29 protein-coding genes are annotated in these 24,187 nt (G+C 72.3%); 15 read left to right on the top strand and 14 right to left on the bottom strand.

Features of this window, described 5'->3' with window-relative positions:
- Nucleotides 1–31 precede the first annotated feature (31 nt).
- Nucleotides 32–805: a hypothetical protein gene (locus ACBJ59_RS00930; RefSeq protein WP_375108250.1), complete on the top strand. Its 774-nt coding sequence runs from the start codon at nt 32–34 to the stop codon at nt 803–805.
- A gap of 48 nt (nt 806–853) precedes the next feature.
- On the top strand, nt 854–1,717 hold the full coding sequence (locus tag ACBJ59_RS00925) for a DUF2268 domain-containing protein (protein ID WP_375108249.1): 864 nt from the start codon (nt 854–856) through the stop codon (nt 1,715–1,717).
- Here ACBJ59_RS00925 and ACBJ59_RS00920 read toward each other — a convergent pair.
- The gene (locus tag ACBJ59_RS00920) at nt 1,714–2,361 is read right to left on the bottom strand and encodes a response regulator (RefSeq protein ID WP_375108248.1); all 648 of its coding nucleotides are present in this window, start codon (nt 2,359–2,361) and stop codon (nt 1,714–1,716) included. The two genes, ACBJ59_RS00925 and ACBJ59_RS00920, sit on opposite strands and share 4 nt — an antisense overlap.
- Nucleotides 2,358–3,770, bottom strand: coding sequence for a sensor histidine kinase (locus ACBJ59_RS00915; protein ID WP_375108247.1), 1,413 nt, complete (start codon nt 3,768–3,770; stop codon nt 2,358–2,360). Before ACBJ59_RS00915 ends, ACBJ59_RS00920 begins: the two co-directional genes overlap by 4 nt.
- Nucleotides 3,771–3,913: 143 nt before the next feature.
- Here ACBJ59_RS00915 and ACBJ59_RS00910 point away from each other — a divergent pair, with 143 nt between their 5' ends.
- The 3 genes from ACBJ59_RS00910 (at nt 3,914) to ACBJ59_RS00900 (ending at nt 6,428) form a co-directional block, all read left to right on the top strand.
- On the top strand, nt 3,914–4,477 hold the full coding sequence (locus ACBJ59_RS00910; protein WP_375108246.1) for a ClpP family protease: 564 nt from the start codon (nt 3,914–3,916) through the stop codon (nt 4,475–4,477).
- Between the two features lies 1 nt (nt 4,478).
- Nucleotides 4,479–5,096 carry an ATP-dependent Clp protease proteolytic subunit gene (locus tag ACBJ59_RS00905; RefSeq protein WP_375108245.1) on the top strand — a complete coding sequence of 206 codons (618 nt, stop codon included), beginning with the start codon at nt 4,479–4,481 and terminating at the stop codon, nt 5,094–5,096.
- Nucleotides 5,097–5,666: 570 nt separating this feature from the next.
- Nucleotides 5,667–6,428 carry a TSUP family transporter gene (locus ACBJ59_RS00900; RefSeq protein WP_375108244.1) on the top strand — a complete coding sequence of 254 codons (762 nt, stop codon included), beginning with the start codon at nt 5,667–5,669 and terminating at the stop codon, nt 6,426–6,428.
- Here the strand turns inward: ACBJ59_RS00900 and ACBJ59_RS00895 are convergent.
- Both ACBJ59_RS00895 and ACBJ59_RS00890 read right to left on the bottom strand, forming a co-directional pair.
- A complete protein-coding gene (locus ACBJ59_RS00895; protein ID WP_375108243.1) occupies nt 6,375–7,610 on the bottom strand; it encodes an MFS transporter in 1,236 nt (411 codons plus the stop codon). The genes ACBJ59_RS00900 and ACBJ59_RS00895 overlap by 54 nt on opposite strands.
- The gene (locus ACBJ59_RS00890) at nt 7,607–8,359 is read right to left on the bottom strand and encodes a DeoR/GlpR family DNA-binding transcription regulator (RefSeq protein ID WP_375108242.1); all 753 of its coding nucleotides are present in this window, start codon (nt 8,357–8,359) and stop codon (nt 7,607–7,609) included. Before ACBJ59_RS00890 ends, ACBJ59_RS00895 begins: the two co-directional genes overlap by 4 nt.
- Nucleotides 8,360–8,403: 44 nt before the next feature.
- Here ACBJ59_RS00890 and ACBJ59_RS00885 point away from each other — a divergent pair, with 44 nt between their 5' ends.
- The 4 genes from ACBJ59_RS00885 to ACBJ59_RS00870 all read left to right on the top strand — a co-directional run bounded on the left by ACBJ59_RS00885 (nt 8,404) and on the right by ACBJ59_RS00870 (nt 11,082).
- A complete protein-coding gene (locus ACBJ59_RS00885; protein WP_375108241.1) occupies nt 8,404–9,375 on the top strand; it encodes a helix-turn-helix transcriptional regulator in 972 nt (323 codons plus the stop codon).
- 145 nt (nt 9,376–9,520) lie between these two features.
- The gene (locus tag ACBJ59_RS00880; RefSeq protein WP_375108240.1) at nt 9,521–10,135 is read left to right on the top strand and encodes a LysE family translocator; all 615 of its coding nucleotides are present in this window, start codon (nt 9,521–9,523) and stop codon (nt 10,133–10,135) included.
- On the top strand, nt 10,132–10,866 hold the full coding sequence (locus ACBJ59_RS00875; RefSeq protein ID WP_375108239.1) for an alpha/beta fold hydrolase: 735 nt from the start codon (nt 10,132–10,134) through the stop codon (nt 10,864–10,866). The genes ACBJ59_RS00880 and ACBJ59_RS00875 overlap by 4 nt, the downstream gene beginning before the upstream one ends.
- A gap of 3 nt (nt 10,867–10,869) precedes the next feature.
- The gene (locus tag ACBJ59_RS00870; RefSeq protein ID WP_127933033.1) at nt 10,870–11,082 is read left to right on the top strand and encodes a hypothetical protein; all 213 of its coding nucleotides are present in this window, start codon (nt 10,870–10,872) and stop codon (nt 11,080–11,082) included.
- On the opposite strand, the gene ACBJ59_RS00865 is transcribed toward ACBJ59_RS00870, so the two are convergent.
- Nucleotides 11,079–11,525: an SRPBCC domain-containing protein gene (locus ACBJ59_RS00865; RefSeq protein WP_375108238.1), complete on the bottom strand. Its 447-nt coding sequence runs from the start codon at nt 11,523–11,525 to the stop codon at nt 11,079–11,081. The two genes, ACBJ59_RS00870 and ACBJ59_RS00865, sit on opposite strands and share 4 nt — an antisense overlap.
- Nucleotides 11,522–11,824: an ArsR/SmtB family transcription factor gene (locus ACBJ59_RS00860; protein WP_375108854.1), complete on the bottom strand. Its 303-nt coding sequence runs from the start codon at nt 11,822–11,824 to the stop codon at nt 11,522–11,524. Before ACBJ59_RS00860 ends, ACBJ59_RS00865 begins: the two co-directional genes overlap by 4 nt.
- A 98-nt stretch (nt 11,825–11,922) precedes the next feature.
- Between ACBJ59_RS00860 and ACBJ59_RS00855 the strand changes: the two genes are divergently transcribed.
- On the top strand, nt 11,923–12,264 hold the full coding sequence (locus tag ACBJ59_RS00855) for a VOC family protein (RefSeq protein WP_375108237.1): 342 nt from the start codon (nt 11,923–11,925) through the stop codon (nt 12,262–12,264).
- A 66-nt stretch (nt 12,265–12,330) separates the two neighbouring features.
- On the opposite strand, the gene ACBJ59_RS00850 is transcribed toward ACBJ59_RS00855, so the two are convergent.
- Nucleotides 12,331–13,209 carry a hypothetical protein gene (locus ACBJ59_RS00850; protein WP_375108236.1) on the bottom strand — a complete coding sequence of 293 codons (879 nt, stop codon included), beginning with the start codon at nt 13,207–13,209 and terminating at the stop codon, nt 12,331–12,333.
- A gap of 117 nt (nt 13,210–13,326) precedes the next feature.
- Here ACBJ59_RS00850 and ACBJ59_RS00845 point away from each other — a divergent pair, with 117 nt between their 5' ends.
- Nucleotides 13,327–13,812: a CGNR zinc finger domain-containing protein gene (locus tag ACBJ59_RS00845; protein WP_375108235.1), complete on the top strand. Its 486-nt coding sequence runs from the start codon at nt 13,327–13,329 to the stop codon at nt 13,810–13,812.
- A gap of 69 nt (nt 13,813–13,881) precedes the next feature.
- On the opposite strand, the gene ACBJ59_RS00840 is transcribed toward ACBJ59_RS00845, so the two are convergent.
- The 5 genes from ACBJ59_RS00840 to ACBJ59_RS00820 form a co-directional block, all read right to left on the bottom strand.
- Nucleotides 13,882–14,760 carry an LLM class flavin-dependent oxidoreductase gene (locus tag ACBJ59_RS00840; RefSeq protein ID WP_375108853.1) on the bottom strand — a complete coding sequence of 293 codons (879 nt, stop codon included), beginning with the start codon at nt 14,758–14,760 and terminating at the stop codon, nt 13,882–13,884.
- 294 nt (nt 14,761–15,054) lie between these two features.
- A complete protein-coding gene (locus ACBJ59_RS00835) occupies nt 15,055–16,086 on the bottom strand; it encodes a DNA-binding protein (protein WP_375108234.1) in 1,032 nt (343 codons plus the stop codon).
- A gap of 173 nt (nt 16,087–16,259) precedes the next feature.
- Nucleotides 16,260–17,645, bottom strand: coding sequence for an alpha-amylase family glycosyl hydrolase (locus ACBJ59_RS00830; RefSeq protein ID WP_375108233.1), 1,386 nt, complete (start codon nt 17,643–17,645; stop codon nt 16,260–16,262).
- Between the two features lie 211 nt (nt 17,646–17,856).
- Nucleotides 17,857–18,225: a hypothetical protein gene (locus tag ACBJ59_RS00825; protein ID WP_375108232.1), complete on the bottom strand. Its 369-nt coding sequence runs from the start codon at nt 18,223–18,225 to the stop codon at nt 17,857–17,859.
- A 272-nt stretch (nt 18,226–18,497) separates the two neighbouring features.
- Nucleotides 18,498–19,175 (bottom strand): alpha/beta fold hydrolase, encoded by a 678-nt coding sequence (locus ACBJ59_RS00820; RefSeq protein WP_375108231.1) that lies wholly within the window; start codon nt 19,173–19,175, stop codon nt 18,498–18,500.
- Between the two features lie 613 nt (nt 19,176–19,788).
- Here ACBJ59_RS00820 and ACBJ59_RS00815 point away from each other — a divergent pair.
- On the top strand, nt 19,789–20,103 hold the full coding sequence (locus ACBJ59_RS00815) for a hypothetical protein (protein WP_375108230.1): 315 nt from the start codon (nt 19,789–19,791) through the stop codon (nt 20,101–20,103).
- Here ACBJ59_RS00815 and ACBJ59_RS00810 read toward each other — a convergent pair.
- Nucleotides 20,072–21,022: an alpha/beta fold hydrolase gene (locus tag ACBJ59_RS00810; protein WP_375108229.1), complete on the bottom strand. Its 951-nt coding sequence runs from the start codon at nt 21,020–21,022 to the stop codon at nt 20,072–20,074. The genes ACBJ59_RS00815 and ACBJ59_RS00810 overlap by 32 nt on opposite strands.
- A 497-nt stretch (nt 21,023–21,519) precedes the next feature.
- On the opposite strand from ACBJ59_RS00810, the gene ACBJ59_RS00805 reads away from it, so the two are divergent.
- The 3 genes from ACBJ59_RS00805 to ACBJ59_RS00795 all read left to right on the top strand — a co-directional run bounded on the left by ACBJ59_RS00805 (nt 21,520) and on the right by ACBJ59_RS00795 (nt 23,577).
- Complete coding sequence (locus tag ACBJ59_RS00805; RefSeq protein ID WP_375108228.1) at nt 21,520–22,320, top strand: DinB family protein; 801 nt, start codon at nt 21,520–21,522, stop codon at nt 22,318–22,320.
- A gap of 2 nt (nt 22,321–22,322) precedes the next feature.
- The gene (locus ACBJ59_RS00800; protein ID WP_375108227.1) at nt 22,323–23,006 is read left to right on the top strand and encodes an alpha/beta fold hydrolase; all 684 of its coding nucleotides are present in this window, start codon (nt 22,323–22,325) and stop codon (nt 23,004–23,006) included.
- A 97-nt stretch (nt 23,007–23,103) separates the two neighbouring features.
- Nucleotides 23,104–23,577 (top strand): GNAT family N-acetyltransferase, encoded by a 474-nt coding sequence (locus tag ACBJ59_RS00795; protein WP_375108226.1) that lies wholly within the window; start codon nt 23,104–23,106, stop codon nt 23,575–23,577.
- Between the two features lie 50 nt (nt 23,578–23,627).
- Here ACBJ59_RS00795 and ACBJ59_RS00790 read toward each other — a convergent pair whose 3' ends face one another.
- On the bottom strand, nt 23,628–24,155 hold the full coding sequence (locus tag ACBJ59_RS00790) for a signal peptidase II (protein WP_375108225.1): 528 nt from the start codon (nt 24,153–24,155) through the stop codon (nt 23,628–23,630).
- Between the last annotated feature and the right edge of the window lie 32 nt (nt 24,156–24,187).

Here is a 24,187-nt window from a genome sequence, read left to right as displayed (position 1 = left end):
CAAACGTGCACGACGCCACGTCTGTGCTTTCATGGCAAACGTGGCAAGTCCCCTGCAGTACGGTGATCCACCCCGGCTGGGGCCCTACGCGGTGCAGGCCCGCCTGCACACGGCGCCGGCCGGATTCGTGTACCTGGGCCAGGCGCCGGACGGGCGCGCCGTGTCGCTGGCCGTGCTGACGAGAGGCGCCGCGTACGACGCCGCGGCGCGCGACCGGTTCATCACCGCCGTCAGGGAGGCCGGCGGGCGGGAGCGGTCCGGGATGCGCGCCTGGCTGGGGCGTCCGGGCCGGCCGCGGGGCGCGGTGCTGGACGGCGTGCCGGAGGTGCTGGACTTCCACGCCGGGCCCGCGCCGTGGGTGGCGGTGCCGTACGCGCCGGGGCGGACGGGGGCCGAGTGGTTCCTGGAGCCGGTCATGGTGGGCGGGACGTTCATCGGGGAGGCGCACGGGCCGGACTTCGTACCGTACTGGCTGACCGATCGGGCGCCCGCGCTGCCGGGGCCGACGAGGCGGCGCCGGCCGCCGACCGAGACGCGCAAGCGGGTGCTGCTGGCGGCGCTGGTGCTGGTGCTGCTGCTCCTGCTGGTGACGACGATCCTGCTGTTGCTGCTGCTCGGGCGGCAGGACAGCGAGCCGCAGCCCAGGCAGCTGCCGCCGACGGTGTTCGTGCCGACGCCGCCGCCGACGCCGGAGACGCCCGTGCCGCAGCCCTCGCCGTCGCAGTCACCGTCGCCGACCGACAGCGGGCAGAGCACGCCCGGCCGGTCGCCGGGGGAGGACCCGGGCGACGAATCGCCGCTGTGACGATATCCGGTTGAGCCTCACGTAACGGGAGGCTTTAGCGTCCGCGGCATGGAATTCATCGTTCACGACACCCTCACGGCGATGGCCGAGCTGCTGGAGCAGCCGGTCGAGCGCCGGCCCGACGCGCTGCGGGAGCTCCTGGCGCCCATGCGCGAGGTCATCCCGGTGCCCGGCGACATCGTCGACATCCACCACCAGGGCGGCGGCTTCCGCGTCGACGCCGACGACCCCCGCTACCTGCCGGCCGTGCGCCGCATGATCGAGGCCGACGTGCTCGGGCAGGTGCGGCGCGAGCTGACCCGCGCCTCCGAGCGGCTGGGCGGGGCCAAGCAGGCCGATTCGCTGCAGGTCATGTTCGTGATGGGCAATCCCGACGACGAGCACCTGATGACGACCACGGGCGGCTACTACGGCATGGGTGGCGCGCCCGGCTGGCTCTACCTGCTGGCCTGGCCCTCGCCGGAGGTGATCGGCCGGATCGGGCATCTCGCGGTGCACGAGTTCCACCACAACGTGCGTTACACCAACGTGGAGTGGAACCCGGTGACCGTGACCGTCGGGGAGCACGTGGTGGCCGAGGGGCTGGCGGAGGCGTTCGTCCGGGAGCTGTCGGGGGCCGAGGCGATGGGGCCGTGGTCGTCGATGGTGACGGGGGAGGCGTTCGAGCGGGCCCACGAGCGGATCATGGCCGACTTCGACCTGCAGGGGATGCAGAACACGCCGGCGTACGTGCTGGGCGACAGCGCCGTGCGCAACTTCGGGCAGGAGCCGCGGGGCATTCCCGACATGGCGGGATATGCGGTGGGGCTGAGCCTGGTCGACCGGGCCCTGGCCGTCACCGGGCTGAGCGCGGCGGAGGCGACCCTGCTGCCCGCCGCCGAGCTGTTGCGGCGCGGTGGCGTGCGTCCTTAGGCGGTGGGGGAGACGAAGCCGGATTCGTACGCGGCGATCACCGCCTGGGTGCGGTCGCGCGCGCCGAGCTTGGCCAGCACGTTGCCCACGTGCGTCTTGACCGTCTCCTGGCTGACGACCAGCTCGGCGGCGATCTCCTGGTTCGACAGGCCCCTGGTCATCAGGCGCAGGACGTCGCCCTCGCGCCCGGTCAGCCGGTCGATGCCGGGCACGCGGGCGGTGCCCTGGGGGCGGCGGCCGGCCAGCGTCCGGATCGCGGCGGGGAACAGCAGCGACTCGCCCGCCGCGACCAGCCGTACCGCCTGGGCCAGGTCGTCCGGGCGGGTGCGCTTGAGCAGGAAGCCGCTGGCGCCGGCGCGCAGCGCGTCGTAGACGTGGTCGTCGTTCTCGAACGTGGTCACCACCAGCACCTTGGGCGGCTCGTCCAGGGTGAGCAGCAGCTCGGTGGCGCGGATGCCGTCGAGGGCGGGCATGCGTACGTCCATGAGGACGACGTCGGGCCGCTCGCGGCGCACCACGGGGATGACGGCGGCGCCGTCGGCGGCCTCCCCGACGACGCTCAGGTCCGGCTCGGCGTCGAGGATGATGCGCAGGCCGGCGCGGACGAGGTCCTCGTCGTCGGCGATCACGACTCTGAGTGTCATGGGCTCGACCGTAGCGGCAGCCGCACGGCCACCCGCCACCCGGCCTCGGTGGGCCCGGCCTCCAGCTCGCCGCGCAGCAGCCGGACCCGCTCCCGCATCCCCGCCACCCCCCTGCCCCCGACCCGCGCGCTCTCCCTGCGGGGTCGGGTGCCATCGTGCGGGTTGCTCACCTCCAGTCGCAGGTCGCCGCCACGGACGGCGGCGGTCAGGCGTACGGGGCCGTGGCCGTGCTTGATGGCGTTGGTGAGCGCCTCCTGCAGGATGCGGTACGCCTCCCGGGACACCACGGCGGGCACCCCGGACAGGTCACCCACCTCCTGGCGCACCTCGGCGCCGGAGGCCGCGACGAGCCCACCGAGATCGGCCAGCGTCGCCCGCGGCACCCGGCGGGCATCGCGATCCTCCGCACCCGCCCAGCGGCCCGAGCCTTCCGCATCGCGGCCCCCCGCCGCGCCGCTCGCCGCGCCGCCCGTCGTGCCGCCCGTCGTGCCGCCCATCACGCCGCCCGTTGTGCCGCCTGGGTGGCCTTTTGCGTGGTGGCCGGCCGTGCCGCTCGTTGTGCGGGCGGGGGGACCGTCTGGGCGGTGGTCGGTTGCACCGCGCCGGTCGTTCGCGCGCAGGACGCCGAGGACGTGGTCGAGGTCGTCCAGGGCGGCGCGGGCCGACTGTTCGATGGCGGCCAGCGCGGTCCTGGCAGTGGCCGGGTCGCGGTCGAGGACCCGGCCGGCCGCGGCGGCCTGCAGGGTGACGACGCTGAGCGCGTGCCCGACCGAGTCGTGCAGCTCGCGGGCCAGCCGGTTGCGCTCGGCCAGCGCGCGGGCGTGCTCCTCGGCGGCGGCCAGCCGCTCGCCGGGGGTGGGGCCGAGCAGGACCGGGGCCAGCCGGGCCAGCAGTTCGCCCGCCCCGGCGGCCATGGCGACCAGCGCGCCGAGCAGCGCCACCCCGCCCACCGCCCACCACACCGCGACCCACCCCGGCGTGATCAGGAACCCGAGCACCGGCGTCGTCCGCCCCGTGAACGGCAGTACGAGCGTGAACAGCGTGAACGGCACGATCGCCAGCGTGCAGCCGCTGACCACGCCGCCGACGCCCAGGTGCAGCGTGAACCAGGCGGCGGTGCGCCGCCGCTCCTGCCAGGACCGTCCGGCCTGCCGCGGCGGGGTCTCGACGCGCGCCCCGAGCAGGCCCTGCGCCGCGCTCACCACCAGCCCCCGCACCGGCAGGAACAGCCCGGTCATCGCCACCACGGGCAGCACCGCGGCGAACACGCCCACCTGGGCCGGCAGCAGCAGGTTGGCCGACTCGCCGCGCACCATGCCCGAGATCAGCACGCCGACCATCATGTACGGCATCAGCAGCGCCCCGCCCAGGATGAGGCACGCCCACCGGCGCGGGAGGTTCCTTCTCACATCCGCGATTGTATGTCGATAAAAATTCGCTGACGGAGTAATGCGCCCTTAGAGAAATGCGCCGCCAGCGAAAAGATTCCATAATTCACGGCCGCCGGGGCTAGCGTTTTTCACAGAAATACCCGCACAGAAAGGCGTCCGTCATGACGGAGACACAGCGCGCACCTTGGCCTGACCAGCTCAGCCACCGCCTGCTGAAGGAGCGCATCGTCGTGCTCGGCCAGGAGGTCGACGACGAGATTTGCAACCGGCTCTGCGGGGAGCTGCTTTTGCTGGCGGCCGAGGACCCCAGGCGCGACATAACGCTTTACATCAATTCACCGGGCGGTTCCGTGCAAGCGGGGATGGCGCTCTACGACATGATGCAGTTCATTCCGTGCGACGTGCAGACGGTGGCGATGGGATTCGCCGCCTCGATGGGTCAGGTGCTGCTGTCGGCGGGCGCGAAGGGCAAGCGCTTCGCCCTGCCCAACGCCCGCATCGTCATGCACCAGCCGCTGGGCGGCATCGGCGGCTCGGCCACCGACATCCAGATCCAGGCCGAGAACATGCTCTACACCAAGCGGCGGATGGCCGAGATCATCGCGCACCACACGGGCCAGCCGCTGGAGCGCATCCAGGAAGACTCCGACCGCGACCGCTGGTTCACCGCCCAGCAGGCGCTGGAATACGGGATCGTCGACCACATCGCAGAAGGGATGAACTGACATGTCCGGCCGATACGTGCTGCCGACGTTCACGGAGCGCACCTCCTACGGCATCAAGGAGATGAACCCGTACAACAAGCTGTTCGAGGACCGGGTGGTGTTCCTGGCGGCGCCGATCGACGACACCGTCGCCAACGACGTGATGGCGCAGTTGCTGACGCTGGAGTCGCTCGACCCCGACCAGGACATCAACATCTACATCAACTCGCCTGGCGGGTCGTTCACGGCGATGACGGCCATCTACGACACGATGCAGTTCGTCCGGCCCGAGATCCACACGGTCTGCATCGGTGAGGCGGCCTCGGCGGCGGCCGTGCTGCTGGCGGCGGGCACGCCGGGCAAGCGGGCGGCGCTGCCGCACTCCCGCGTGCTGCTGCACCAGCCGCACGCCGAGGGCGGGCGCGGGCAGGGCAGCGACCTGGAGATCCACGCCAGGGAGATCCTGCGGATGCGCGACCAGCAGGAGGAGATCCTGGCCCGGCACTCCGGCAGGGGCGTGCTGGAGATCAGGAAGGACATCGAGCGGGATCGCATCTTCACGGCCGAGCAGGCGCGGACCTACGGGCTGATCGACGACATCTACGCCTCGAGGAAGCGGACGCTGGCGAAGACCCGCTGATCGATGCGGCGGCTCGCTGATTGATGATGGGGCGCGGGGCCCCGGATGCCAAGGGCATAGGGAGGTTCCAGGAGGGTCGGAGGGTCCCGAGTTCGCGGAGATCCCGAGGGTTCGGGCAGGTCCCGAGGTGTCGAGCAGGTCCCCGAGGGTTTGGGCGGTCCCGAGGGGTCGAGCAGGTTCCGAGAGTTCGGGGGAGACCGGGGATTGGCTGGAAGGGTCCAGGGGTTCCGGGAAGGTTCCGGGAAGGTACCGGGAGCTCGGGAGCTCGGGAGCTGGCGACTTTGAGGAGTCGGGCGGCGGCGTGTCGTGTCGCGGGGCGCGCCGCTCCCGGCATTCGCCATGTCACGGGGCCAGGGGGTCGGCGGCTCCGTCCTCGCCGGTGAATGTCGTGGCGACGACCAGCAGCCGGGTGCTGCTCCCCGCTTTCGCCCTTCCGTTGGGGAAGCCGTTTCCGGCCTTCGGTCGTGCCCGGCCTGAGCTGCTGTGTCCCCTGAGGTGAGGGGGTGACAAGTAACAGATTTCCGACTTGTACACTCTTGACGTTTCTTGGGGGAATCGGGGGAGTGGCGCGTGCCGCTGGAGCAGATCGTGGTCTTGCTGATCGCAGCGGCCGGGGCGGGGTGGGTCGATGCCGTCGTGGGCGGCGGCGGCCTGCTGCAGCTTCCCGCGATCCTGGTGACCGGCATTCCGACGGTCGAGGCGATGGCCACCAACAAGCTGTCGTCGGTGTTCGGCACCACCTCGGCCGCCGTGGCGTACGCGCGCTCCACCAAGGTGGACCGGCAGGTGGCGATCCCGGGTGCGGTGATGGCCGTGGTGTGCGCCGGGCTGGGGGCGTGGGCGGCGGCGGCGATCTCGGCCGAGGTGCTGCGGCCCGCCGTCATGGTGGTGCTGCTGGCGGTGGCCGCGTTCGTGACGCTGCGGCCGGCGATGGGCGCCGTGCCGGTGCCGCACCTGCGTACCAGGCCGCGGGTGTTCGCGGCAGTGGCGACTGCGGGTGTGGGGATCGCCTTCTACGACGGCATCATGGGGCCGGGGACGGGAACGTTCCTCATCATCGCCTTCACCACCATCCTCGGGCTGGACTTCGTCTCCGCGTCGGCTTCCGCGAAGATCATCAACATCGGGACGAACGTCGGGGCGCTCGTGGTGTTCGGGCTGCAGGGGCACGTGAACTGGGCGCTGGGGCTCAGCATGGCCGTGTGCAACGTGGCCGGCGCCCAGTTCGGGGCGCGGATGGCGCTCAAGCGTGGCGCCTCATTCGTGCGGATCGTGCTGCTATGTGTGGTGGTGGCGATGGTGATCAGGCTCGGCTGGCAGCAGTTCGGCTGAGACCTGCTCCGGGTGGGCCTCTTCGCGGGGTCGGGGTCCGGCTGGGTCGCGGGTCTCGCCGCGCACCCGGAGGGCCGTGGCCGCCAGGGCGACGAAGGCGGCCAGCAGGGCCGGGATGGCCAGTGCCCGCGGCAGGCCCGTCAGCTCGGCGGCGGCGCCGATGAACACCGGGCCCGACAGGAAGCCCAGGTAGCCGATCGAGGCCACCCGTGCCAGCGCCCGTCCCGCGAAGGCCGGGTCGCGGTGGCCGGCGGCCGAGAACACCTGGGGCACGATGCACGACAACCCCGCCCCGAAGCAGCCGAACCCGGCCACCCCCGCCGCCGGGTGCCCGCCCAGCAGCGCCAGACCCAGCCCGGCCGCCGCCAGCAGCCCGCAGCAGCGCACCAGCGGCACCGGTCCGAACCGGGCGGCCAGCCGGTCTCCCGCCAGCCGGCCCGCCGTCATCATGATGGAGAAGGCCGCGTACCCGGCGGCGGCGAACCCCGGCGAGGCCGCCAGATCCTCGCGCAGGTAGACCGAGCTCCAATCGGCCGCGGCCCCCTCGCCCACCAGGCAGCAGAACGCCAGCACGCCCAGGAACACGACCCCCTTCGGCAGCCTGGCCCGCCCGCCACCGGCCGGCGCGGGAGCGGGCGCCGAGCGCAGCGCCCACCGCGCCGCCCACACCGCCAGCGCCGCGATCACCGCCCCCGCAGTCCAGAACGTGAGCGCGGGAGGCAGCCCGTAGTGGGCCGACAGCCCGCCCGCCGTGGCCCCGGCGAACCCGCCGACGCTGAAGACGGCGTGGAAGGAGGACATGATCGGCCGCCCGTGGGCCCGCTCCACCTCCACGGCGTTGGCGTTCATGGCCACGTCCAGGATCCCGTGCACGATCCCGAACAGCAGCAGCGCCCCCGCCAGCGCCCCCAAGCCGGGGGCGTACGCGGCGGGGACCAGCGCCAGGCCCTGCACCAGGGCGGCCGGGATCATGACCCGGTTGCTGCCGTACCGGTCGACCAGGCGGCCCACCGCCGTCATCCCGACGACCGCCCCGGCCGCGATGGCCAGCAGGGCCAGGCTGAGCTGGCCGTCGCCGAGCGCCAGGCGCTCCTTGATGGCGGGGATGCGCGCGGTCCACGTGCCGACGGCCGCGCCGGCCAGGAAGAACAGCAGGTAGACGGCCGTACGCTCGCGTCTCACCCGGCCTCCCTGACCAGCACCCCGGCCGCCACCAGCGCGTCGCGCTCCTCCGGGGGGATGCCCGGATCGGTCACCACCACGTCCAGCCGGGTGATCGGGCACACCGCGCCGAACGCCGTACGCGCGAACTTGCCCGAGTCGCACGCCACGATCACCCGCCGCGCCGAGGCGATGGCCGCCTGCTTGACCGCCACCTCGGGCAGGTCGTGCGCGGTCAGGCCGTGCTCGGCCGACAGGCCGCAGCAGCCGATCACGGCCGTGTCGAAGCGCAGCGCCCTGATCGAGCTCTCGGTGAGGGGCCCCATGAGGTTCAGCTCGCCCTTGCGCACCTCGCCACCGGGCAGCACCAGGCGCACCCGCGGCGCGGTGGCCAGCGACATCAGCGCCTGCAACGCCAGCGGCAGCACGGTCACGCGCCGGTCGACCAGCGCCCGGGCCACCTCCAGCGCGGTCGTGCCGCCGTCCAGCACCACCGCCTCCCCGTCGGCGATCAGCGCGGCCACCTCCATGCCGATGAGCCGCTTGACCTCCACCGCCTCCCGCTCGCGCACCCCGAACGGCGGCTCCTCGCCGCGCAGCAGCAGCGACAGCGCGCCGCCCCGGATGCGGCGCACCACCCCCTGCTGGGCCAGCTCGTCCAGGTCGCGCCTGATCGTCATCTCGGACACGCCGTGCTCGGCGGCCAGCTCGGCCACGGACACGCTGTCCTGGGTCCTCAAGGTGTTCATGATGGCTCGCACACGTTCCATGTGTTCATACAAACACGACATATGTGAGCAATACAATGGGGGGCATGCGTGCCAGCCGTCTCCTCTCGCTGCTCCTGCTCCTGCAGACGCGCGGCCGCATGACCGCGCCGGAGCTGGCCGCGGAGCTGGAGGTGTCGGTCCGTACGGTCTACCGCGACGTGGAGGCGCTGTCGGCGGCCGGCGTGCCGGTCTACGCCGACCGCGGACCGGCCGGGGGTTACCAGCTGCTCGACGGCTACCGCACCCGGCTCAACGGGCTGACGGCCGAGGAGGCCTCGTCGCTGTTCCTGGCCGGTCTGCCCGGCCCCGCCGCCGAGCTGGGACTGGGCGAGGTGGCCGCCAACGCCGAGCTGAAACTGCTGGCCGCGCTGCCGCCCGAGCCGCGCTCGCACGCCTCGCGGATGCGCGAGCGGTTCCTGCTGGACGTGCCCGGCTGGTACCGCTCGGCCGACGACGTGCCGCACCTGAGCGAGGTGGCCGAGGCGGTGTGGGACCGGCGGCCGCTGCACATGACCTACCGGCGCTGGGGTCGGCAGGAGGTGGACCGGGTCATCCATCCGTACGGGCTGGTGCTCAAGGGGGGCTCCTGGTATCTGGTGGCCGCGCCGCCGGACGGCAGCCCCCGTACGTACCGGGTGGCGCGGATCCTGACCCTGGAGACGCTGCCCGGGCGTTTCGCCCCGCCGGAGGGGTTCGACCTGGGCGAGTTCTGGGCGGCGTACGCCAAGGAGTTCCGCGAGCGCATGTACACCGCCGAGGCCGTCATCAAGCTCGCCCCCGGGTACGGTGACCTGCTGGCCTACACCATGGGCGCCGACGTGGTGGGCGCCGCCCTGGCCGCCGCGGGGCCGCCCGACCCCGAGGGCTGGCTCACGCTCACCGTGCCGATCGAGTCGCTCACGCACGCGCGCTGGCTGCTGCTGCGCATGGGCGCCGGCGTCGAGGTGCTCGGCCCGCCGGAGCTGCGCGCGCTGATGGGCGAGGCGGTCGCGGAGCTGGCCAAGCTCTACGGCTGAGGCGGTCGCAGGGACCGGCCGAGCTGTACGGCTGAGGCGGGCCGGCCGAGCCGTACGGCTGAGACGGTCACGGAGCCGTGCGGTCGAGGCGTGCGGACGGAAAACCAGGAGATATTCGGCCCCCGGGTCTGTCAGCATGCCGCGCATGTACCTTCTAGCATTCGCGGGCGCCTGCGTCCTGGTGGCCATGGTGCCCGGGGTCAGCACCGCCATCATCCTGCGCCAGACGCTGCGCGCGGGCCGCGGCTCCGGCCTGGCCGCCACCCTGGGCAACGAGACCGGGATCCTGCTGTGGGGGCTGGCCGCCGCGTTCGGCCTGTCGGCCCTGCTGGTGGCCTCGCAGGTGGCCTACGACGTCATGCGCGTGACCGGCGCCGCCGTCCTCGTGATCATGGGTGCCCAGGCGCTGTGGCAGGCCCGCAAGGGTGCCCCGCCCGCGCCCGAGGGTGAGGTGGTGCCCGGCTGGCGCGGCCCGTACCTGGCGGGGCTGGGAACGTGCCTGGCCAACCCGAAGGCGGCGGTGTTCGCGCTGTCGTTCCTGCCGCAGTTCGTCCCGGCCGGGCAGGACGTGCCGCTGACGCTCGTGACCCTGGCCGTGGTGTGGGTGGCGGTGGACCTGCTGTGGTACGGGCTGCTCATCTGGGCCGTGGGCAAGGCCAAGGAGTGGCTGGGGCGTCCGGCGGTCCGGCGGCGGCTGGAGCGGATCTCCGGCGTGGTGCTGATCGGGCTGGGCGTGCGGATGGTGGTGGAGGCGCGATGACGATCTGGCACGCCGAGCGGGGGACGGGCGAGCCGGTGGTGCTGCTGCACTCGACGGCGACCGACTCCGGCATGTGGGACCACCAGTGGGAGGCGCTGGCCGAGCGCTTCCGCGTGATCAAGGTGGACTTCCGCGGATATGGGCACACCCCCTACCGGGCGGAGAAGCCGTACAACCACGCCGACGACGTGGCCCGCGTGCTGGCCGCGCTGGGTGTCACACAGGCGGCGCTGGTCGGCTCGTCGGGCGCGGGCCGGGTGGCGCTGGAGCTGGCGGCCGCCGGGCTCGCCGGGCGGCTGGTGCTGCTCAACCCCATCTCCACGCTGGAGCCCACGCCGGACCTGCGGGCGTACTGGGAGGAGGAGGGGCGCCTGCTCGAACGGGGCGACGTCCAGGGGGCCGCCGAGCTGAACGCGCGCACCCTGCTCGGCCCCGAGGCGACGGACGTGGCCTGGCGGCGGGTGGTGGAGATGCAGCGGCACGCGTTCGAGGTGCAGCTGGCCGCCGATCCGGAGCCCGAGCAGTTCGAGCACGAGGTGTCGCCGGCGGACATCGACGTGCCGGCGCTGGTGGTGGCCGGCGCGCACGACCTTCCGTACTTCCTGCACAGCGCCCACCACCTGGCCGGCGAGCTGCCCCGGGCGCGGCTGGTGGAGCTGGAGTGGGCCGGGCACCTGCCGGCCCTCGAACGTCCCGAGGAGATCAGTTCGCTGCTGCTGGACTACCTTTAGTGCATGACGAACGACCTGGCGGCCCTCATGAGACAGGCGCAGGACGACGATCCGCTGCTGGCGCTGCACGCCACCACCGCGCTGCGCCGTGAGATCGAACGCCTGGAGGCGGTTCAGGTCCGGCGGGCGCGGGTGGCGGGGCTGGCCTGGGCCCAGATCGCCGACGCGATCGGGGTGAGCAAGCAGGCCGTGCACAAGAAGTACGGCCGCCGCTAGCCTCCCGCCTGCTCGTCCCGGCCCGGCTCCCACTGGTCGGCGAACCAGCCCAGCACGATGTTCCAGGAGTAGCCGCGCCGGATCCGGCCGGCCACGTCCGCCGGCAACGAGTCCAGCCCGCGGTGCTCCAGCAGCACCTCGGTGCCGCCCTCGACGGCGCTGAAGGCCACCTCGATCTCCATCCGGCCGCCCTCGTTGATCAGGTCGGCCCAGACCAGGCGGTGCGGCGGCTCCCAGGTGAGGATCCTGCCGGTGTCGACGTGGCCGCCGTCGGACCACAGCTCGCGCAGGTAGCCGTCCTCGAACCGGATGCCGACCGCGCGGGCGGGGTCGACCCAGCTGTGGCGGCCGCGTACGTACCAGTGGTCGATCTCGTCGGTGAAGACGCGGAACGCGGTCGCCGGGTCGACCGGGACGGTGACGCTGGCCCGTACGGAGTTCATCGGGTGCGCTCCACGTGGTCCTTGAACGAGCCGAGCTGCTCGGTCCAGAACGCCTGCACCTGGTCCAGCCACGCCTGCAGCGCGGTGAAGGGCTCCTGCTGCAGCGTGTAGAGGCGCAGCCGGGCGTCGGCCCCGCCGGCCTCGGCCCGGACGAGACCGCCCGCGCGCAGCACGCGCAGGTGCCTGCTGAGCGCGGGCGCGCTCATCTGCACGGCCTGCGCCAGCTCGCCGGCCGGGCGCGGCCCGTCGCGCAGCAGGTCGATCACCTTGCGCCGGGTCGGGTCGGCGAGCGCCGCCAGCGTGGCGTCGATTTCGTTAACGTTGGTGTTAATCTTTGCCTGCTTCCGTTAGGCTGTTAATCCTTAACGACAGCGACAATTATTGCGGAGGTACGTACATGCCTGTCGAGCTCGGCTACTACACCCTGTCGGTTCGTGACCTGGACCGGGCGGCCGCCTTCTACGGGGCGCTGTTCGGCTGGGAGTTCAAGCGGGAGCACGAGACGTACCTGCACGTCACCAACACCACCGTGCCGATGGGCTTCGTCGCCGGCGGCCCGTCGTCCCAGCCGAACCTGTACTACCACGTCACCGACATCGACGCGGCGGTCGAGCGGGTGCGCGAGCTCGGGGGCCGCACCGGCGAGCTGCTCGACAGCAAGTCGGGACGCGGCTGCACCTGCACCGACGACCAGGGCACCGAGCTGGGCCTGTGGCAGCCCGCCCCCGGCTTCGCCTGACCCGCCCGCGTGCCCCCGGGGCTGTTCGTCAGTCGGGAACCCGGACCGTCGTGATGCCGAGCGTGCTCAGTCGGGGACCCGGACCGTCGTGATGCCGAGCGTGCTCGTCATCGGCAGCAGCCCCGCCTCGAACACCGCGCCCAGGAACGGCGAGGCGAGCTGGGCCAGCCGCCCGGCCCGCTCCTCCCCGAGGAGCCGCCACGGCTCGGCGGCCAGCTCGTCCGTCATCCGCTCGACCTGGTCGCGCAGCGCCCGCCCGCGCTCGGTGGCCTGCCCGTCATCCTGGACCAGCCCCCGCGCGGCCAGCCGCTCCCGGGCCTCGGCCCATTCCTGCTCGCTCCAGCCCCGCCCGGCGAAGTTCCGCACCGGCGCGGCCCCGATCGCCGCGAACGACACCAGCGCCTCGCACGGGTCCAGCTCTGCCGCGGCCAGGGCCGCCAGGTGGCCGTCGCCGCGGTGCTCGCGCAGCACGGTGGCGGCCTGCCACAACACCAGGTGCGGCTCGTCCGGCCACGGCAGGTCCAGGTTGGCCGCCGCGAACGGCCGCCCGCCCACCGTCACGCTCTCGGCCGCCCGCCTGGCCAGCTCCGCCGCCTCGGCCGCGCCCGGCCCGGTCACCTGGTCGCCGAGCAGCCTGCGATAGGTCTTGTCCACCGCCTTCAGTCGCGCCTCCAGCACCTTCTCGGGCGCGGCGACGTCCCAGACGCCGGGCACGTGCCCGGCCACCATGTCCGGGCTGAAGCTGTAGTAGAGCGCGGTGGCGAGCCGCGCGCCGGCCCGCCCGAGCGGCGCCGTGCGGTAGGCGAAATAGCTGGGCCAGCGCGACTCCACGTCGTAGCCGAGGGCCGCCGCCTCCGCGAACGCCTCCGGCGAGAAGTACAGAACGGCGTGGATGGGCTCGAGCTGGTGCCACATGCTGCGGGCGAGCCTCGACAATGCGCTCATCACAATCCCTCACTGTCTAGATAAGCTATGCCAGTGACGATAGAGGCATGGCGCATCACTGGTCAATCGCAAATAGACAGTTATGTCGGGAGGTGGGCGGAGCTCGCCGTCATCCTGGTGAACGAACTGCACGTCACCCGGGCCCGCGGTCGCCCCGTCACCCCGCCCGCCGACCGCCGGGCCGCGCTGGAGGAGGCGTTCCTGCGCCAGGGCTGGACGCCCAGCCGCGCCCTCACGTCCGCGGACGCCGACCGCCTCGCGGAGGTGGCGGCCGAGCTGTACCCCGCCTTCGCCGGCGACGTCACCGCCCTCAACCAGGCCCTCGTACGCCACGCCGCCGTCCCGAACCTGCACGGCGACCCGCCCGTCCTGGCCTTCCACGGGCCCGCGGCGGACCTGCCGGACGCCTGGGCCGCCGACGCCGCCACGGCGCTGGCCATGGTGATCGGGGTGGGGCAGGGGGTACGGCTGCGGTCGTGCGAGGCGGACGGGTGCGAGCTGGTGTTCTTCGACGTCACGCGGAACGCCTCACGACGCTTCTGCGGCCTGTCCTGCCAGAACCGCGCCAAGGCCAGCGCCTACCGGGCCCGCCGCCGCGCCTGACGGCCGTCGCGGTCGCGTGGGGTGGCGCGCGCACGTAGCGCCACCGCGCCGCAGGACAGGTGGCGGACGTCAGCGGGACAGCCGTGCCCGGGCCTCCGCCAGGATCTCGGCCTGCCGCATCCAGTCCCCGCCGTCCAGGCCCAGGCCGACCGCGTCCGCCCCGGCCTCCGCGTACGCCGCCAGCCGATCGGTCACCTGCGCCACCCCGCCGGTGACCGGGATGTCCCGGGCCTCCTCCGCCGACATGCCGTGCATGCCGACCAGGCTGCCGATGAAGGACTCCAGGGCGGCCCGGTCGTCCACCAGGATGGCGTGCCCGCCGACGGACACCGACGGCACCGGGCGGCCGAGCTCCCCGGCCAGCTCCCGCAGCCGCGCCACCTTGGGAGCCAGGCCCGCCGGGCTGATGAGGGACGGGGCCCAGCCGTCCCCGTACAGGACGGCCCGGCGCATGGCCGCCTCCGAGTTGCCCCCGACCAGGATCGGCGGGACGGCTGCGGCCGGCCCCAGCGTGACCTCCGCCTCGCCCACCCGGGTCGGCTCCCCGCGAACGAGTCCCGGCAGCGCCTGCAACGCGGCGTCGGTCCAGCGTCCGCGCCCGCTCATCGGCGCGCCCACCGCGCGCCAGAACGGCGAGCCGGGAAAGCCGCCGATCCCGACCCCGAGCACCACCCGCCCGCCCGACAGGTGCTGCAAAGCCTGCACCTGCGCGGCCACCCACGCCACCGGCCGCAGCGGCAGGCTGAGCACGCCGAACTCCAGCTCGATCCGCTCCGTGGCGGTCGCGGCGGCGGCGAGCACGACCGCGGGATCCCACCCCGGCGTGCCGTCCCCGATGATCACATCGGCCATCCCCACGGCGTCGTAGCCGAGCTGCTGGAGGTGGCGGGCCTGCGCGAGGTCCCGCACGCCGTTCGCGTCCATGGGCAGGCTGGTGGTCAGCCGCATCACGATCCCCCCTGTACGTTGCCGACGGCTAGGTTGCGGACGGCCAGGTTGCGGACGGCCTGGAAAGCCACGCTAGAACCTCAAGCAGAGTTGACATCAACCCCACCGCCGCCGTCGGCACCCCCCATCAGCACGGCCGCCGGTGCCCGCCGCCGCATGACCGCAGTGCCGCAGCGGCTCGCCCTGCCCGTGCGACACCCGCCGTGCAGGCCGTCCCTCGGCGCCGGCACCGCCCGCGACGCGGCCTCGGCTCGGTGCGGGCGCCGGTACCGCTGGGGCGGCCGAGCTCGGGTGTCAGCCGGTGATGTCGGTTTCGATGTGCGTGACGGCCGTCATCGCGCCGTAGGACAGCAGGTAGACGGTGCAGTGATCGCTGAAGCGCCGGTCAGTGGCGCGCCAGGCGGCCACGTCCTCATCGGTGAGGGTCTCCGGCGCCAGCCCGGCCAGGATCGCGACCCGAGCACCCAGAACCTCCTGCTCCGACAACCCCGGCAGCTCCGGCAGCTCCAGCAGCCCCGGCAGCCCTGTCAGCGCCTGGTCCACGTCGCCGAACAAGCGGCGCCCCCGGTGCTCGGCGATCACTCGCGTGACCGCGCTCGCCGCCGCCGGTGAGAGCAGGCCGCTGCCCTGGGCCGCGGTGGCGACCAGGGCGGCGTACGCCGTGCCGATCGGCAGGCCGGCTGCCCACTTCGGCTCGGGTCCGGTGGGCAGCCCGTCCAGCAGCGGCAGCGTGGCGCCCGGCCGCAACTCCTGGCCGAGCTCGCGCAGGACGGGGGCACCCTCGAACGGCGGCTCGTCGTCCGGGTCCATGCTGCCCGGCGTCAGCCCGGCCGGCAGCATGGCCGCCGACACCCGGTTGACGAAATGCCCGAACAGCGCGGTGCCGACGTACTCGGCGGCCCGCTCGCGCGGGAACGGCGCCGGCTCCGGCTCCCGGTTCGCCACGCCGGTGGCGGCCGCCCAGCTCAGCAGCGCCGCGAGCCGCTGGTCGCCGGGCGGGTCACCGCGCTCGACGGTGTCGGCGAGCTCATGCTCGCCCAGCAGACGGAGCACCGACAGGAACGCCTGGACGTCGTACTCCAGCCTGTTGGCCTGCGCCACCCCCAGCGCCACCACCATCTTCTCCAGCTGCGGAACGTCCCCCGCGAGCTGCGCCTCCCGCATCAGTGACCAGCCGGCCGCCATCACCTCCGGTGCGGGCGACGTCATCATCACCGCCGGCCCGATGCTGCTGAACTCGGCGTTCACCTGCGCGTACACCTCAGCCACCACGCCCTTGGCGCGCTGAGGGGAGACGGGGGTGATGTGGCGGATCAAAGACGACATGGACGATGCCCTTCATGGTGGTCGTGCTCGGCAAGGGTTCGAGCATCGCCGCCGGGGACTGGCCGTGTCGTCGTACGGGCGGAGACAACGTGCGTTACTTCGCAGGGGGTACGGGCGGGCGCGGCTACCGCTGCGGAGGTACTCCCGAGGGGCGCGCCTGATGAGGGGTGCGGTCAAGCGCGGGAGGAGAGGATGCGCCAGCCGTGGGGCGGGACCAGGGCCGGGTCGTCGTTCGCCGGCGCGCCCGCCTCCGTCACGAGGGTCGCGTGCTCGTCGGTCAGCGGGAAGCGGCGCGGGGCGTCGTCCAGGTTGAGCAGGGTGAGCAGGGTCTCGCCGCCGTCTCCGGCGGTATGCAGGGCGGCGCCGTGGTTGTCCAGATTGTGCACGCTGGTGCGGGCCCGGGCCAGCCAGGGGCGTCGGCGGCGCAGGGCTATCAGGCGGCGGTGCAGCTCGAACACCTCCCACGCGCCCTCCGGCAGATCGGCGGAGAAGGCGCACGGCGCCGCGGGCTCGGCGGACTCGGCGGACTCGGCGGGCTTGGTGGGCTCGGGGGTGGCGGGGAAGGCAGGGGAGTGGTCGGGGTCGCGGAGTGCGGGCGTGGCGGGGAAGGCCGGGCGGATGGCGTCGTCGCCGCCCTCCCGTTCCTCCTTGACGCCGCGCAGGCCCAGCTCGTCGCCGTAGTAGACGCTCGGCACGCCCCCGACCGTGAACAGCACCGCCAGCGCGTGGCCCAGGTGGCGGGGGTCGTCCAGGCGGCTGGCCAGGCGGGTGACGTCGTGGTTGCCGGTGAAGGTCTGCGGGGCGAAGGTGGCGAGCATGGCGTCGTGCCGGTCCAGGGCGTGCGCGAGCTCGTACAGGTTGCGGTCGTTGAGCGAGCTCCAGAGGGCCTTCCACAGCTCGTACTGGGTGACGGAGTCCAGGCCCGAGCGCGCGACGTAGTCGGCGTAGTCGCCGTGGATGACCTCGCCGACGAACCACGCCTGCGGGTGGCGAGCCCGTACGCGGGGCAGCACCGCCTTCCAGAACCCGGCCGGTACGGCGTAGGCCGCGTCCAGCCGCCAGCCCGAGGCGCCCCGGTCGAGCCAGTGGGTCAGCACCGAGGCGACATGATCGCGTACGCCCTCCTGCCCGTGGTCGAGCGCGACCAGCCGCCCGTGACCCTCGAAGGTCTCGACGTCGCCGTCCGGCCCCCGCCTGAGCCAGCCGGCGTCGCCGGTGAAGGAGCGGCCGACGTGGTTGAACACGCCGTCGAGCACGATCCGCAGGCCGCGCTCGCGGGCCTCGCCGACCAGGGCGTCGAAGTCGGCGTCGTCGCCGAGCCGGGGGTCGAGGGCGAAGTGGTCCACGGTGTCGTAGCCGTGCGTCTCGGAGGCGAAGATCGGGCCCAGCAGCAGCCCGGTGCAGCCCAGCTCCGCCACGTGGTCCAGCCAGGGCAGGAGCCGGCGCAGCCGGTGCCGTACGGGGCCGTTGCCCGGCGTCGGCGGGGTGATGGGGGCGCCGGTGAAGCCGAGCGGGTAGACCTGCCACCAGATCGCCTGGTCACTCCACGAAGGCGCCATGCCCTTTACGGTAGACCGAAATCCCCGCCACGCCTCCGCCCGGGTGCCGTCCCGTCTACCCGTCCGGTACGCCCCACTTCTCGCCGCGCCTCCCGCTTTCCGGCGCCACAAACCGTGCCGGGCAGGCGTTCGGTCGTCCACCGAAGGCCTGCCCGCTCATGGATCGCCCCCGCCGATCGGCGATCAGCGATCAGCGATCAGCGATCAGCGATCAGATCGTCACGCAGGGCAGGCCGACCGAGTTCCACTTCCCTCCGACGCGGGACCAGCCCTCCGCGCAGACCTTCCCGCTGCCCTTTCCGGCGTAGCGCCGGGTGTCGTGGTTGGCGGGCCAGTAGCCGTTGGGCGAGCTGACCCTGGGCCGGCCGGGGCCCCAGAAGTCCAGGTGACCGTCCTGAACGTTGGTGTGGTCGAATTCGCCCCAGACCTGATATCCGGAGCCGGTGTAGGCGGTGTAAATGCATACGTTGTTGTTGCAGCCGGATGGCCCGTTCTCGTCGGCTCGGGCCGTGCCGGCCGACGCGAAGAGCGTTGCGCTCGCGGCGAGCATGGAGAGGCCGAATGTGATGGGTCGACGCATGTGTTTCCTTCCCCCGGTTGAATGTCCGGCCGCAGCGCGGCCCGTACGTCTCCATTTTCATGGGTCAGGGGGCATTGCTCCAGGTCAGAAATAGGACATTGACCGGACAGGGGACGGACATATCGTGGACGATTTCGTCGCTTGTGAATTATGTGTGCCGCGGAGTTGAAGTCGTGTCACTGGTGATATTGGGATAATTCGGCGCGGGGGCGGTGCGATTTTGAATGACTTTGCTGGAATTGAGGGGGAAATCGGTGCATTACGGTTGGAGTTCATCGTGGACGCGTGGTCAGGTGGGTGAGGATCAGGTCGGCCACCTCGTGCGGGGCCTGGAGGTGCATGTCATGGCCGGTGGCGAGGTCGGCGAGGGAGAGCAACGGGGTCTGCTCGGCGGCCGCCGTCAGTTCGCGGGCGAAGCCCCGGACGTAGGCGTCGAAGGCCGCCGAGACGTCCGGGGGCAGCATCGCGCTCAGGTCGGCGCCGCTGGAGGAGACGACGAGGAGGGGGCAGCGGGGGCGCCGGTAGACGTCGAGCAGGTCGAGCGCGTCCATCTGGGCGATGAAGTGGGACATCTCCGGATCGTTCGTTGTCTCCTCGGCGAGGAACGCGCGCATCGTACGCTCGGCCTCGACCGGGTCGACCCCCTCGAAGGGGCCGGTGGGATTGGTGTGCCCGTCCAGGTTGACCGCGAGCGGGCATTCGGGGTGTTCCGTCGCCCATAGTGCTGCGACGATGCCGCCCAGGGAGTGCCCGGCCACGGCTGGGCGCGTCAGGCCGTGGCGCTCGATCGTCTCGCCCACGTACGCCACGGCCCCGGCCCAGGACCACGAGCCCAGTTCCGGCAGCTCGACCGCCACCGTACGCAGGCCCGCCGCCTCCAGCAGCGGGGCGGCCGATCGCCAGTCCGCAGACGTGCGCCCACCGCCCGGCAACAGGAGAATCTCCACCACCCCGGCACCTTTTCCGACCGGCGTCCCACCCCGCAACCCGATTTCGTCCGTATCCGTTCAGGCTCGTCGTTGATCCGCGTTGGGTATGGGGCGGAGCGCCGGTTTCGGGTGAGTGTGGGTGTTGCGGGATTGTGTTCGTACCTCGAGGGGGTTTCCTCCTCTGGTGAGCGCGATGATCTGAGCCGTGAGGAGTCGCTGGCCGCGTTGGCCGAGCGGGATGCGGCGTCGCGGCCTTGCTGGCCGAGATCGAGCAGCTGAAGCGGCGGGTACGGTCCGGCGGCGCGGGCCAAACGGGTCAGCAAAGCCGAAGAAGCCTTCGCCTCGGCCGCGTGGTGGGCAGGCTGGGCATGAGGGTCACGCGCTGGTGCGGCAGGCCGAATCGGACCAGGTGACCATCGTGGCCCCCATGCATGCGTCGATTGCGGTCGGACGCTGGCCGGTGTGCCTGGGCAGGTCGCGGCCAGGGGGTACGTATTCGACACCCCGACCTGGACGCCGATGACAGCCGGGTACAACGCTGCTGGACCGGCCTGCCGCCCAAGCCCTGACCGACGTCGCAGCGACTGTCGCCAAGGCCCGCGCCGAAGCCGCCACCGCACTGGATGACGACGTCTTGAACGCGTTGCGCGCCCGCTACGACACCGCGGTGGCCAGGGGCACGGCCACCAGCGCCCACCAGGTCTGGCGTTCTGTGGTCGACTTCACTGTGCCGTTCACCCCCACCGAGCAGCCGCAGCGTACGCACCGCAGCTGCAACTGCCTCATCCGCTCCTACCTCGGCACCGCCCGCAACCACGGCATCCATCCGCTCGACGCCCTCACCAGAAACCCCTGGATGCCCGCCACGAACGGCCTGATCCATCACGGGCCAGAACGGATGCGGCTCATCGTCTCGTTCAGTCCGCCCGCGCGGCATGGATCGCGGTGAAGGCCAGGAGGGGTGCGGCGGTCCGTGGCGGATCCTCGAGCATGGGTGAGTGTCCAACATCGGGCAGCAACTCGACTCTCGCACCCGGAACGGCGTGGTAGCCGGCGGCGGAGGAGGATCGCCATCTCCGGTCTTCCTTGCCGAAGATCACCAGCAGCGGCTTGCCGAGGACCTTCAGCCGATCGGGTAACGCGCGCTGCTTCAGGTAGTCGTCGGCTGCCCGTGATGTCGCGGTGAGCGCGGGGTAGGTCATCCCGCGTACATCGTTGACGAGCTGCTGTGGGATCTTGTAGCCGCGGCGGCTGAACGCGGTGTCCAAACCCTGACGAACAATCTCGTCCGTCCGAAACCGCCACAGCAGTTGCCCGACGACGGGGACGAACAAGAGCTGGCCGACGAGCCCGTCTGAGAAGAAGGCGTCCAAATGGGGACCGGAGTCGATGAGCGCGAGCGCGGTCACCAGGTCGCGTCGTTGCTCGGCGAGAGCGGCGGCGACCGAGCCGCCGGTGGAATGGCCGGCCACGATGGCGCGCTCGACGCCGAGCCGGTCCAGTGCCTCGCCGACCCGGCGTCCCTGCTCCGGGATCGTATAGCCGCCGCCGGCCGGTTTGGCTGACCGGCCGTGCCCGAGCAGGTCGACCCGGATGACGCGATAGGACCTCGCCAGCATCGGAACCAGCGGGTCCCACCAGCGGGTCGACGCGGCGAGCCCGTGGATCAGTACCAGTGCCGGGGCATCGCGGGGGCCGTCCTGGTGCACGTAGGTGTTCCCGCCCTCGAGAGGCAGGGTCGAGTCCCCAGAGGCCTCGCCGCCCTGCCGCGCTACCGCCACCGTGTTCACGACGAGCAGTGCGGCGACGGCGAGCAGGACGGCCGAGGCGATCAGGCGGCGCCGTCGGCGGCTTACCGCGCGGTTCACGTGCGGTTCCCGCTCAGAAGACCGCGGATCGGTGTCGTCGAACTGGCGGGGTCATCGAGCCCCGGGGGAATAGTCATGAGCCCACTGTCGCGGCCGGTGCGCGCCGGTGGCTTGGACAAATGTCCGTCTCAGTCGGTTCGCGTGGCCTGGGACGAGGCAGTCCGCCATGCACGAGCGTGACGATGCGGCTGTGTGGGACGTCGTACGCCCAGCGCGGCCCAACCGAGTGGCCGCTGTCACCATGGCCGGGTTTGGTGACCGTGGCATGACCCTGCCGGCCTGGCGGGGTGTCCGTGAGGCGAGGCGTCCGGTGGGGAGATTGCGGGACCAGGAGGCACCCGGCGAGATGGGCGGGAACAGGAGTGGGACCCGGGAGGCGGGTGGTGGTCGTGGACAGGTCGGCTGGATCTCTCATCCTGCCGGCGGCCGTCCTCCGTGGCGTCTCACGGGCGGAACCGGCAGCGGATCGTCCGGAACAGGTCCTACCCTGATGCCCCATGACCGAGTTCCACGAGCAGGATCTCAGCGGAGCGGACTTCGAGCGCGTGAGCCTTCGGGCCGCCACCTTCAGCCGGGTGTCCCTGAATGACGCCCGCATGCAGGCGATCGACTTCACCGGCGCGCACATCCGCGGCGCCCTGTTCAACCGGAGCCGGCTGCGCGGCGTGGAGCTGGTCGACGTCGAGATCAGCGGCGAGCTGGGGCACGTCGTCGTGAACGGCGTCGACATAGCCCCGCTCGTCGACGCCGAGCTGAACCGTCGCATGCCCGAACGGGCGAAGATGCGCCCCCGCGACGCCGACGGGTTCCGTGAGGCGTGGGCGATCCTGGAGCGGCGGTGGGCGGACACCGTCGCCCGCGCGAGGACGTTCCCCGAAGAGGCCCTTCATCGCAGCGTCGACGACGAGTGGTCCTTCATCCAGACCCTCCGGCACCTCAACTTCGCCTCCGCCGCCTGGGTGGGCCGGATGGTCCTCGGTGACACCTCGCCGTGGCATCCGCTGGACCTGCCGTGGGACGGAGCACCGGGATGGGACGGAATCCCGTGGGACCGCGCGGCACGGCCCTCGCTCGACGAGGTGCTGGCGGTCCGAGGCGAGCGGCAGGCGATGGTGCGCGGAGTCATGGAGTCGCTCACCGACGACCAACTCGCCTCCGAGGTGAGCCGCACCGAGCCGGGCTGGCCGCAGGAGGAGAACTTCCCCGTCAAGGACTGTCTCAGCATCGTCCTCAACGAGGAATGGGAACACCGTCTCTACGCCGAACGTGATCTGACCGCACTCGAGAAAGACAACTGATCATGGACATCCTGCTCATCGCCGGCCTGTGGCTCGATGGATCCGTATGGCGCGAGGTCGTGCCCGAGCTGGAGGCGCTCGGCCACCGTCCCGTGCCGATCACCCTGCCCGGGCAGGGCGACGGAACAGCCTCGGCCACGCTCGACGACCAGGTGGCGGCGGTGCTGGCGGCGGTGGACTCCACCTCGGAGAAGCCGATGGTGGTGGGGCATTCCGCCGCCAGCACCCTGGCGTGGCTGGCCGCCGACGCCCGGCCGGAGCGGGTCGCCAAGGTCGCGCTCATCGGCGGCTTCCCGGCCGCCGACGGGGCGGCCTACGCCGACTTCTTCGAGGTGAAGGACGGTGTCATGCCCTTCCCCGGCTGGGGGCCGTTCGAGGGGGCGGACTCTGCCGACCTCGATGAGGAGGCCAAGGAAAGCTTCGCCTCCGCCGCGATCCCCGTTCCCGAGGCGGTGGCCAAGGGCGTGGTGCGCCTGACGGACGAGCGGCGGCTCGAGGTGCCGGTCGTCGTCGTGTGTCCCGAGTTCACGCCCGCCCAGGCACGGGGATGGATCGACGACGGCGACGTGCCGGAGCTCGCCGAGGCCAAGCACCTCGACCTCGTCGACATCGACTCGGGCCATTGGCCCATGATCACGAAGCCGGCCGAGCTCGCCCGGCTCCTTGCCGCGGTCGCCGACGGGTGAGCGGTGGCGGCTGTGTGGCGGGGGTCGGCGAGCGGCGGGGCCGGTGGGGGAGCGGCGGTGCCTGGGGGTCGGCCGGGTCCCCTTTAGCATGGGGATCATGGTTGCCATCAGGAGTGCTTCGTCCGGTGACGTGGAGGCGATCGCCGCGCTGATGGACCGGCGGCGGGAGACGTACGAGCAGCACCAGCCGGTCTTCTGGCGGCGCGCGGCCGACGCCCGGGCCCGCCACACGGCCTTCCTGGCCATGCTGGTGGACGACCCGAAGGTCATCTGCCGGGTCGCCGAGCGGGAGGGCGGTTTCGCCGGGTTCGCTATCGGCTCGCTGGTGCCCTCGCCTCCCGTGTACGACCCGGGCGGGCCGACGTGCACCCTCGACGACTACGCGGTGATGGACGACCACGACTGGGCCACGATCGGCGTCGACCTCCTGCGCGCGGTCACGGACGAGGCCCGCCGGCGTGGTGCCGTCCAGGTCGTGGTGGTGTGCGGTCGCGAGGACGGCGCCAAACGCGAGGCGCTCGGCCTGGCCGGGCTCTCGATCGCGTCGGAGTGGTGGACCGCCCCGCTGTGAGCGGCCGGCCCCAACCCCCTGCCCGGCCCGACGTACCTACGCGGACCTCCCTACGCGGACGGCCGTTCCGCCTCGGCCGCGTCACCGATGGGGACGCCGCGCAGGCTGAGCAGCAGGAGCAGGGCGCAACTCCCGGTGAGGGCGATGTCGGCGACGTTGCCGACGAAGAGGCCGCCGTAGTCGATGAAGTCGACGACATGCCCCTGGGCGAAGCCGGGCGGGCGGAAGAGGCGGTCGAGCAGGTGGGACGTGGCGCCGCCGAGCAGCCCGCCCAGCGCCACCGTCCAGCCGGGGGAGCGCAGCCGGCGCCCGGTGTAGAGGATGCCGGCGACCGCGGCCGCCGCCGCCAGGGTGAACACCCACGTCACGCTCTCGCCGATCGAGAACGCGGCACCGGCGTTCATCAGCAGCCGGAACCGGATCACCTGCGGGATCACCGTGATGTTCTGACCGTCCGACAGCGCGGAGATCGCCCAGAGCTTGGAGCCCTGGTCAACGAGCAGCACCACCGCGCCCAGCACGAGCATCCACCCGTACAGGCGCAGCCCTCGTCCCTTGGAACCACGTACGTCCGACACCCACGCCTCACAATCTCCGGCTTTTCGCATCG

The sequence above is a fragment of the Nonomuraea sp. MTCD27 genome (genome assembly GCF_041950495.1).
Classification (GTDB): domain Bacteria; phylum Actinomycetota; class Actinomycetes; order Streptosporangiales; family Streptosporangiaceae; genus Nonomuraea.
Note: the sequence above shows the minus strand (reverse complement) of the source record. Positions and strands in the feature narration are given on the sequence as shown.

What these genes read in the sequence shown, in the direction of transcription:
- ACBJ59_RS00930 (WP_375108250.1), top strand. Translation starts at nt 32, where the DNA reads ATGGCAAACGTGGCAAGTCCCCTGCAGTACGGTGATCCACCCCGGCTG.
- ACBJ59_RS00925 (WP_375108249.1), top strand. Translation starts at nt 854, where the DNA reads ATGGAATTCATCGTTCACGACACCCTCACGGCGATGGCCGAGCTGCTG.
- ACBJ59_RS00920 (WP_375108248.1), bottom strand. Translation starts at nt 2,361, where the DNA reads ATGACACTCAGAGTCGTGATCGCCGACGACGAGGACCTCGTCCGCGCC.
- ACBJ59_RS00910 (WP_375108246.1), top strand. Translation starts at nt 3,914, where the DNA reads ATGACGGAGACACAGCGCGCACCTTGGCCTGACCAGCTCAGCCACCGC.
- ACBJ59_RS00905 (WP_375108245.1), top strand. Translation starts at nt 4,479, where the DNA reads ATGTCCGGCCGATACGTGCTGCCGACGTTCACGGAGCGCACCTCCTAC.
- ACBJ59_RS00890 (WP_375108242.1), bottom strand. Translation starts at nt 8,359, where the DNA reads ATGGAACGTGTGCGAGCCATCATGAACACCTTGAGGACCCAGGACAGC.
- ACBJ59_RS00885 (WP_375108241.1), top strand. Translation starts at nt 8,404, where the DNA reads ATGCGTGCCAGCCGTCTCCTCTCGCTGCTCCTGCTCCTGCAGACGCGC.
- ACBJ59_RS00880 (WP_375108240.1), top strand. Translation starts at nt 9,521, where the DNA reads ATGTACCTTCTAGCATTCGCGGGCGCCTGCGTCCTGGTGGCCATGGTG.
- ACBJ59_RS00875 (WP_375108239.1), top strand. Translation starts at nt 10,132, where the DNA reads ATGACGATCTGGCACGCCGAGCGGGGGACGGGCGAGCCGGTGGTGCTG.
- ACBJ59_RS00870 (WP_127933033.1), top strand. Translation starts at nt 10,870, where the DNA reads ATGACGAACGACCTGGCGGCCCTCATGAGACAGGCGCAGGACGACGAT.
- ACBJ59_RS00865 (WP_375108238.1), bottom strand. Translation starts at nt 11,525, where the DNA reads ATGAACTCCGTACGGGCCAGCGTCACCGTCCCGGTCGACCCGGCGACC.
- ACBJ59_RS00855 (WP_375108237.1), top strand. Translation starts at nt 11,923, where the DNA reads ATGCCTGTCGAGCTCGGCTACTACACCCTGTCGGTTCGTGACCTGGAC.
- ACBJ59_RS00850 (WP_375108236.1), bottom strand. Translation starts at nt 13,209, where the DNA reads ATGAGCGCATTGTCGAGGCTCGCCCGCAGCATGTGGCACCAGCTCGAG.
- ACBJ59_RS00840 (WP_375108853.1), bottom strand. Translation starts at nt 14,760, where the DNA reads ATGCGGCTGACCACCAGCCTGCCCATGGACGCGAACGGCGTGCGGGAC.
- ACBJ59_RS00835 (WP_375108234.1), bottom strand. Translation starts at nt 16,086, where the DNA reads ATGTCGTCTTTGATCCGCCACATCACCCCCGTCTCCCCTCAGCGCGCC.
- ACBJ59_RS00830 (WP_375108233.1), bottom strand. Translation starts at nt 17,645, where the DNA reads ATGGCGCCTTCGTGGAGTGACCAGGCGATCTGGTGGCAGGTCTACCCG.
- ACBJ59_RS00825 (WP_375108232.1), bottom strand. Translation starts at nt 18,225, where the DNA reads ATGCGTCGACCCATCACATTCGGCCTCTCCATGCTCGCCGCGAGCGCA.
- ACBJ59_RS00805 (WP_375108228.1), top strand. Translation starts at nt 21,520, where the DNA reads ATGACCGAGTTCCACGAGCAGGATCTCAGCGGAGCGGACTTCGAGCGC.
- ACBJ59_RS00800 (WP_375108227.1), top strand. Translation starts at nt 22,323, where the DNA reads ATGGACATCCTGCTCATCGCCGGCCTGTGGCTCGATGGATCCGTATGG.
- ACBJ59_RS00795 (WP_375108226.1), top strand. Translation starts at nt 23,104, where the DNA reads ATGGTTGCCATCAGGAGTGCTTCGTCCGGTGACGTGGAGGCGATCGCC.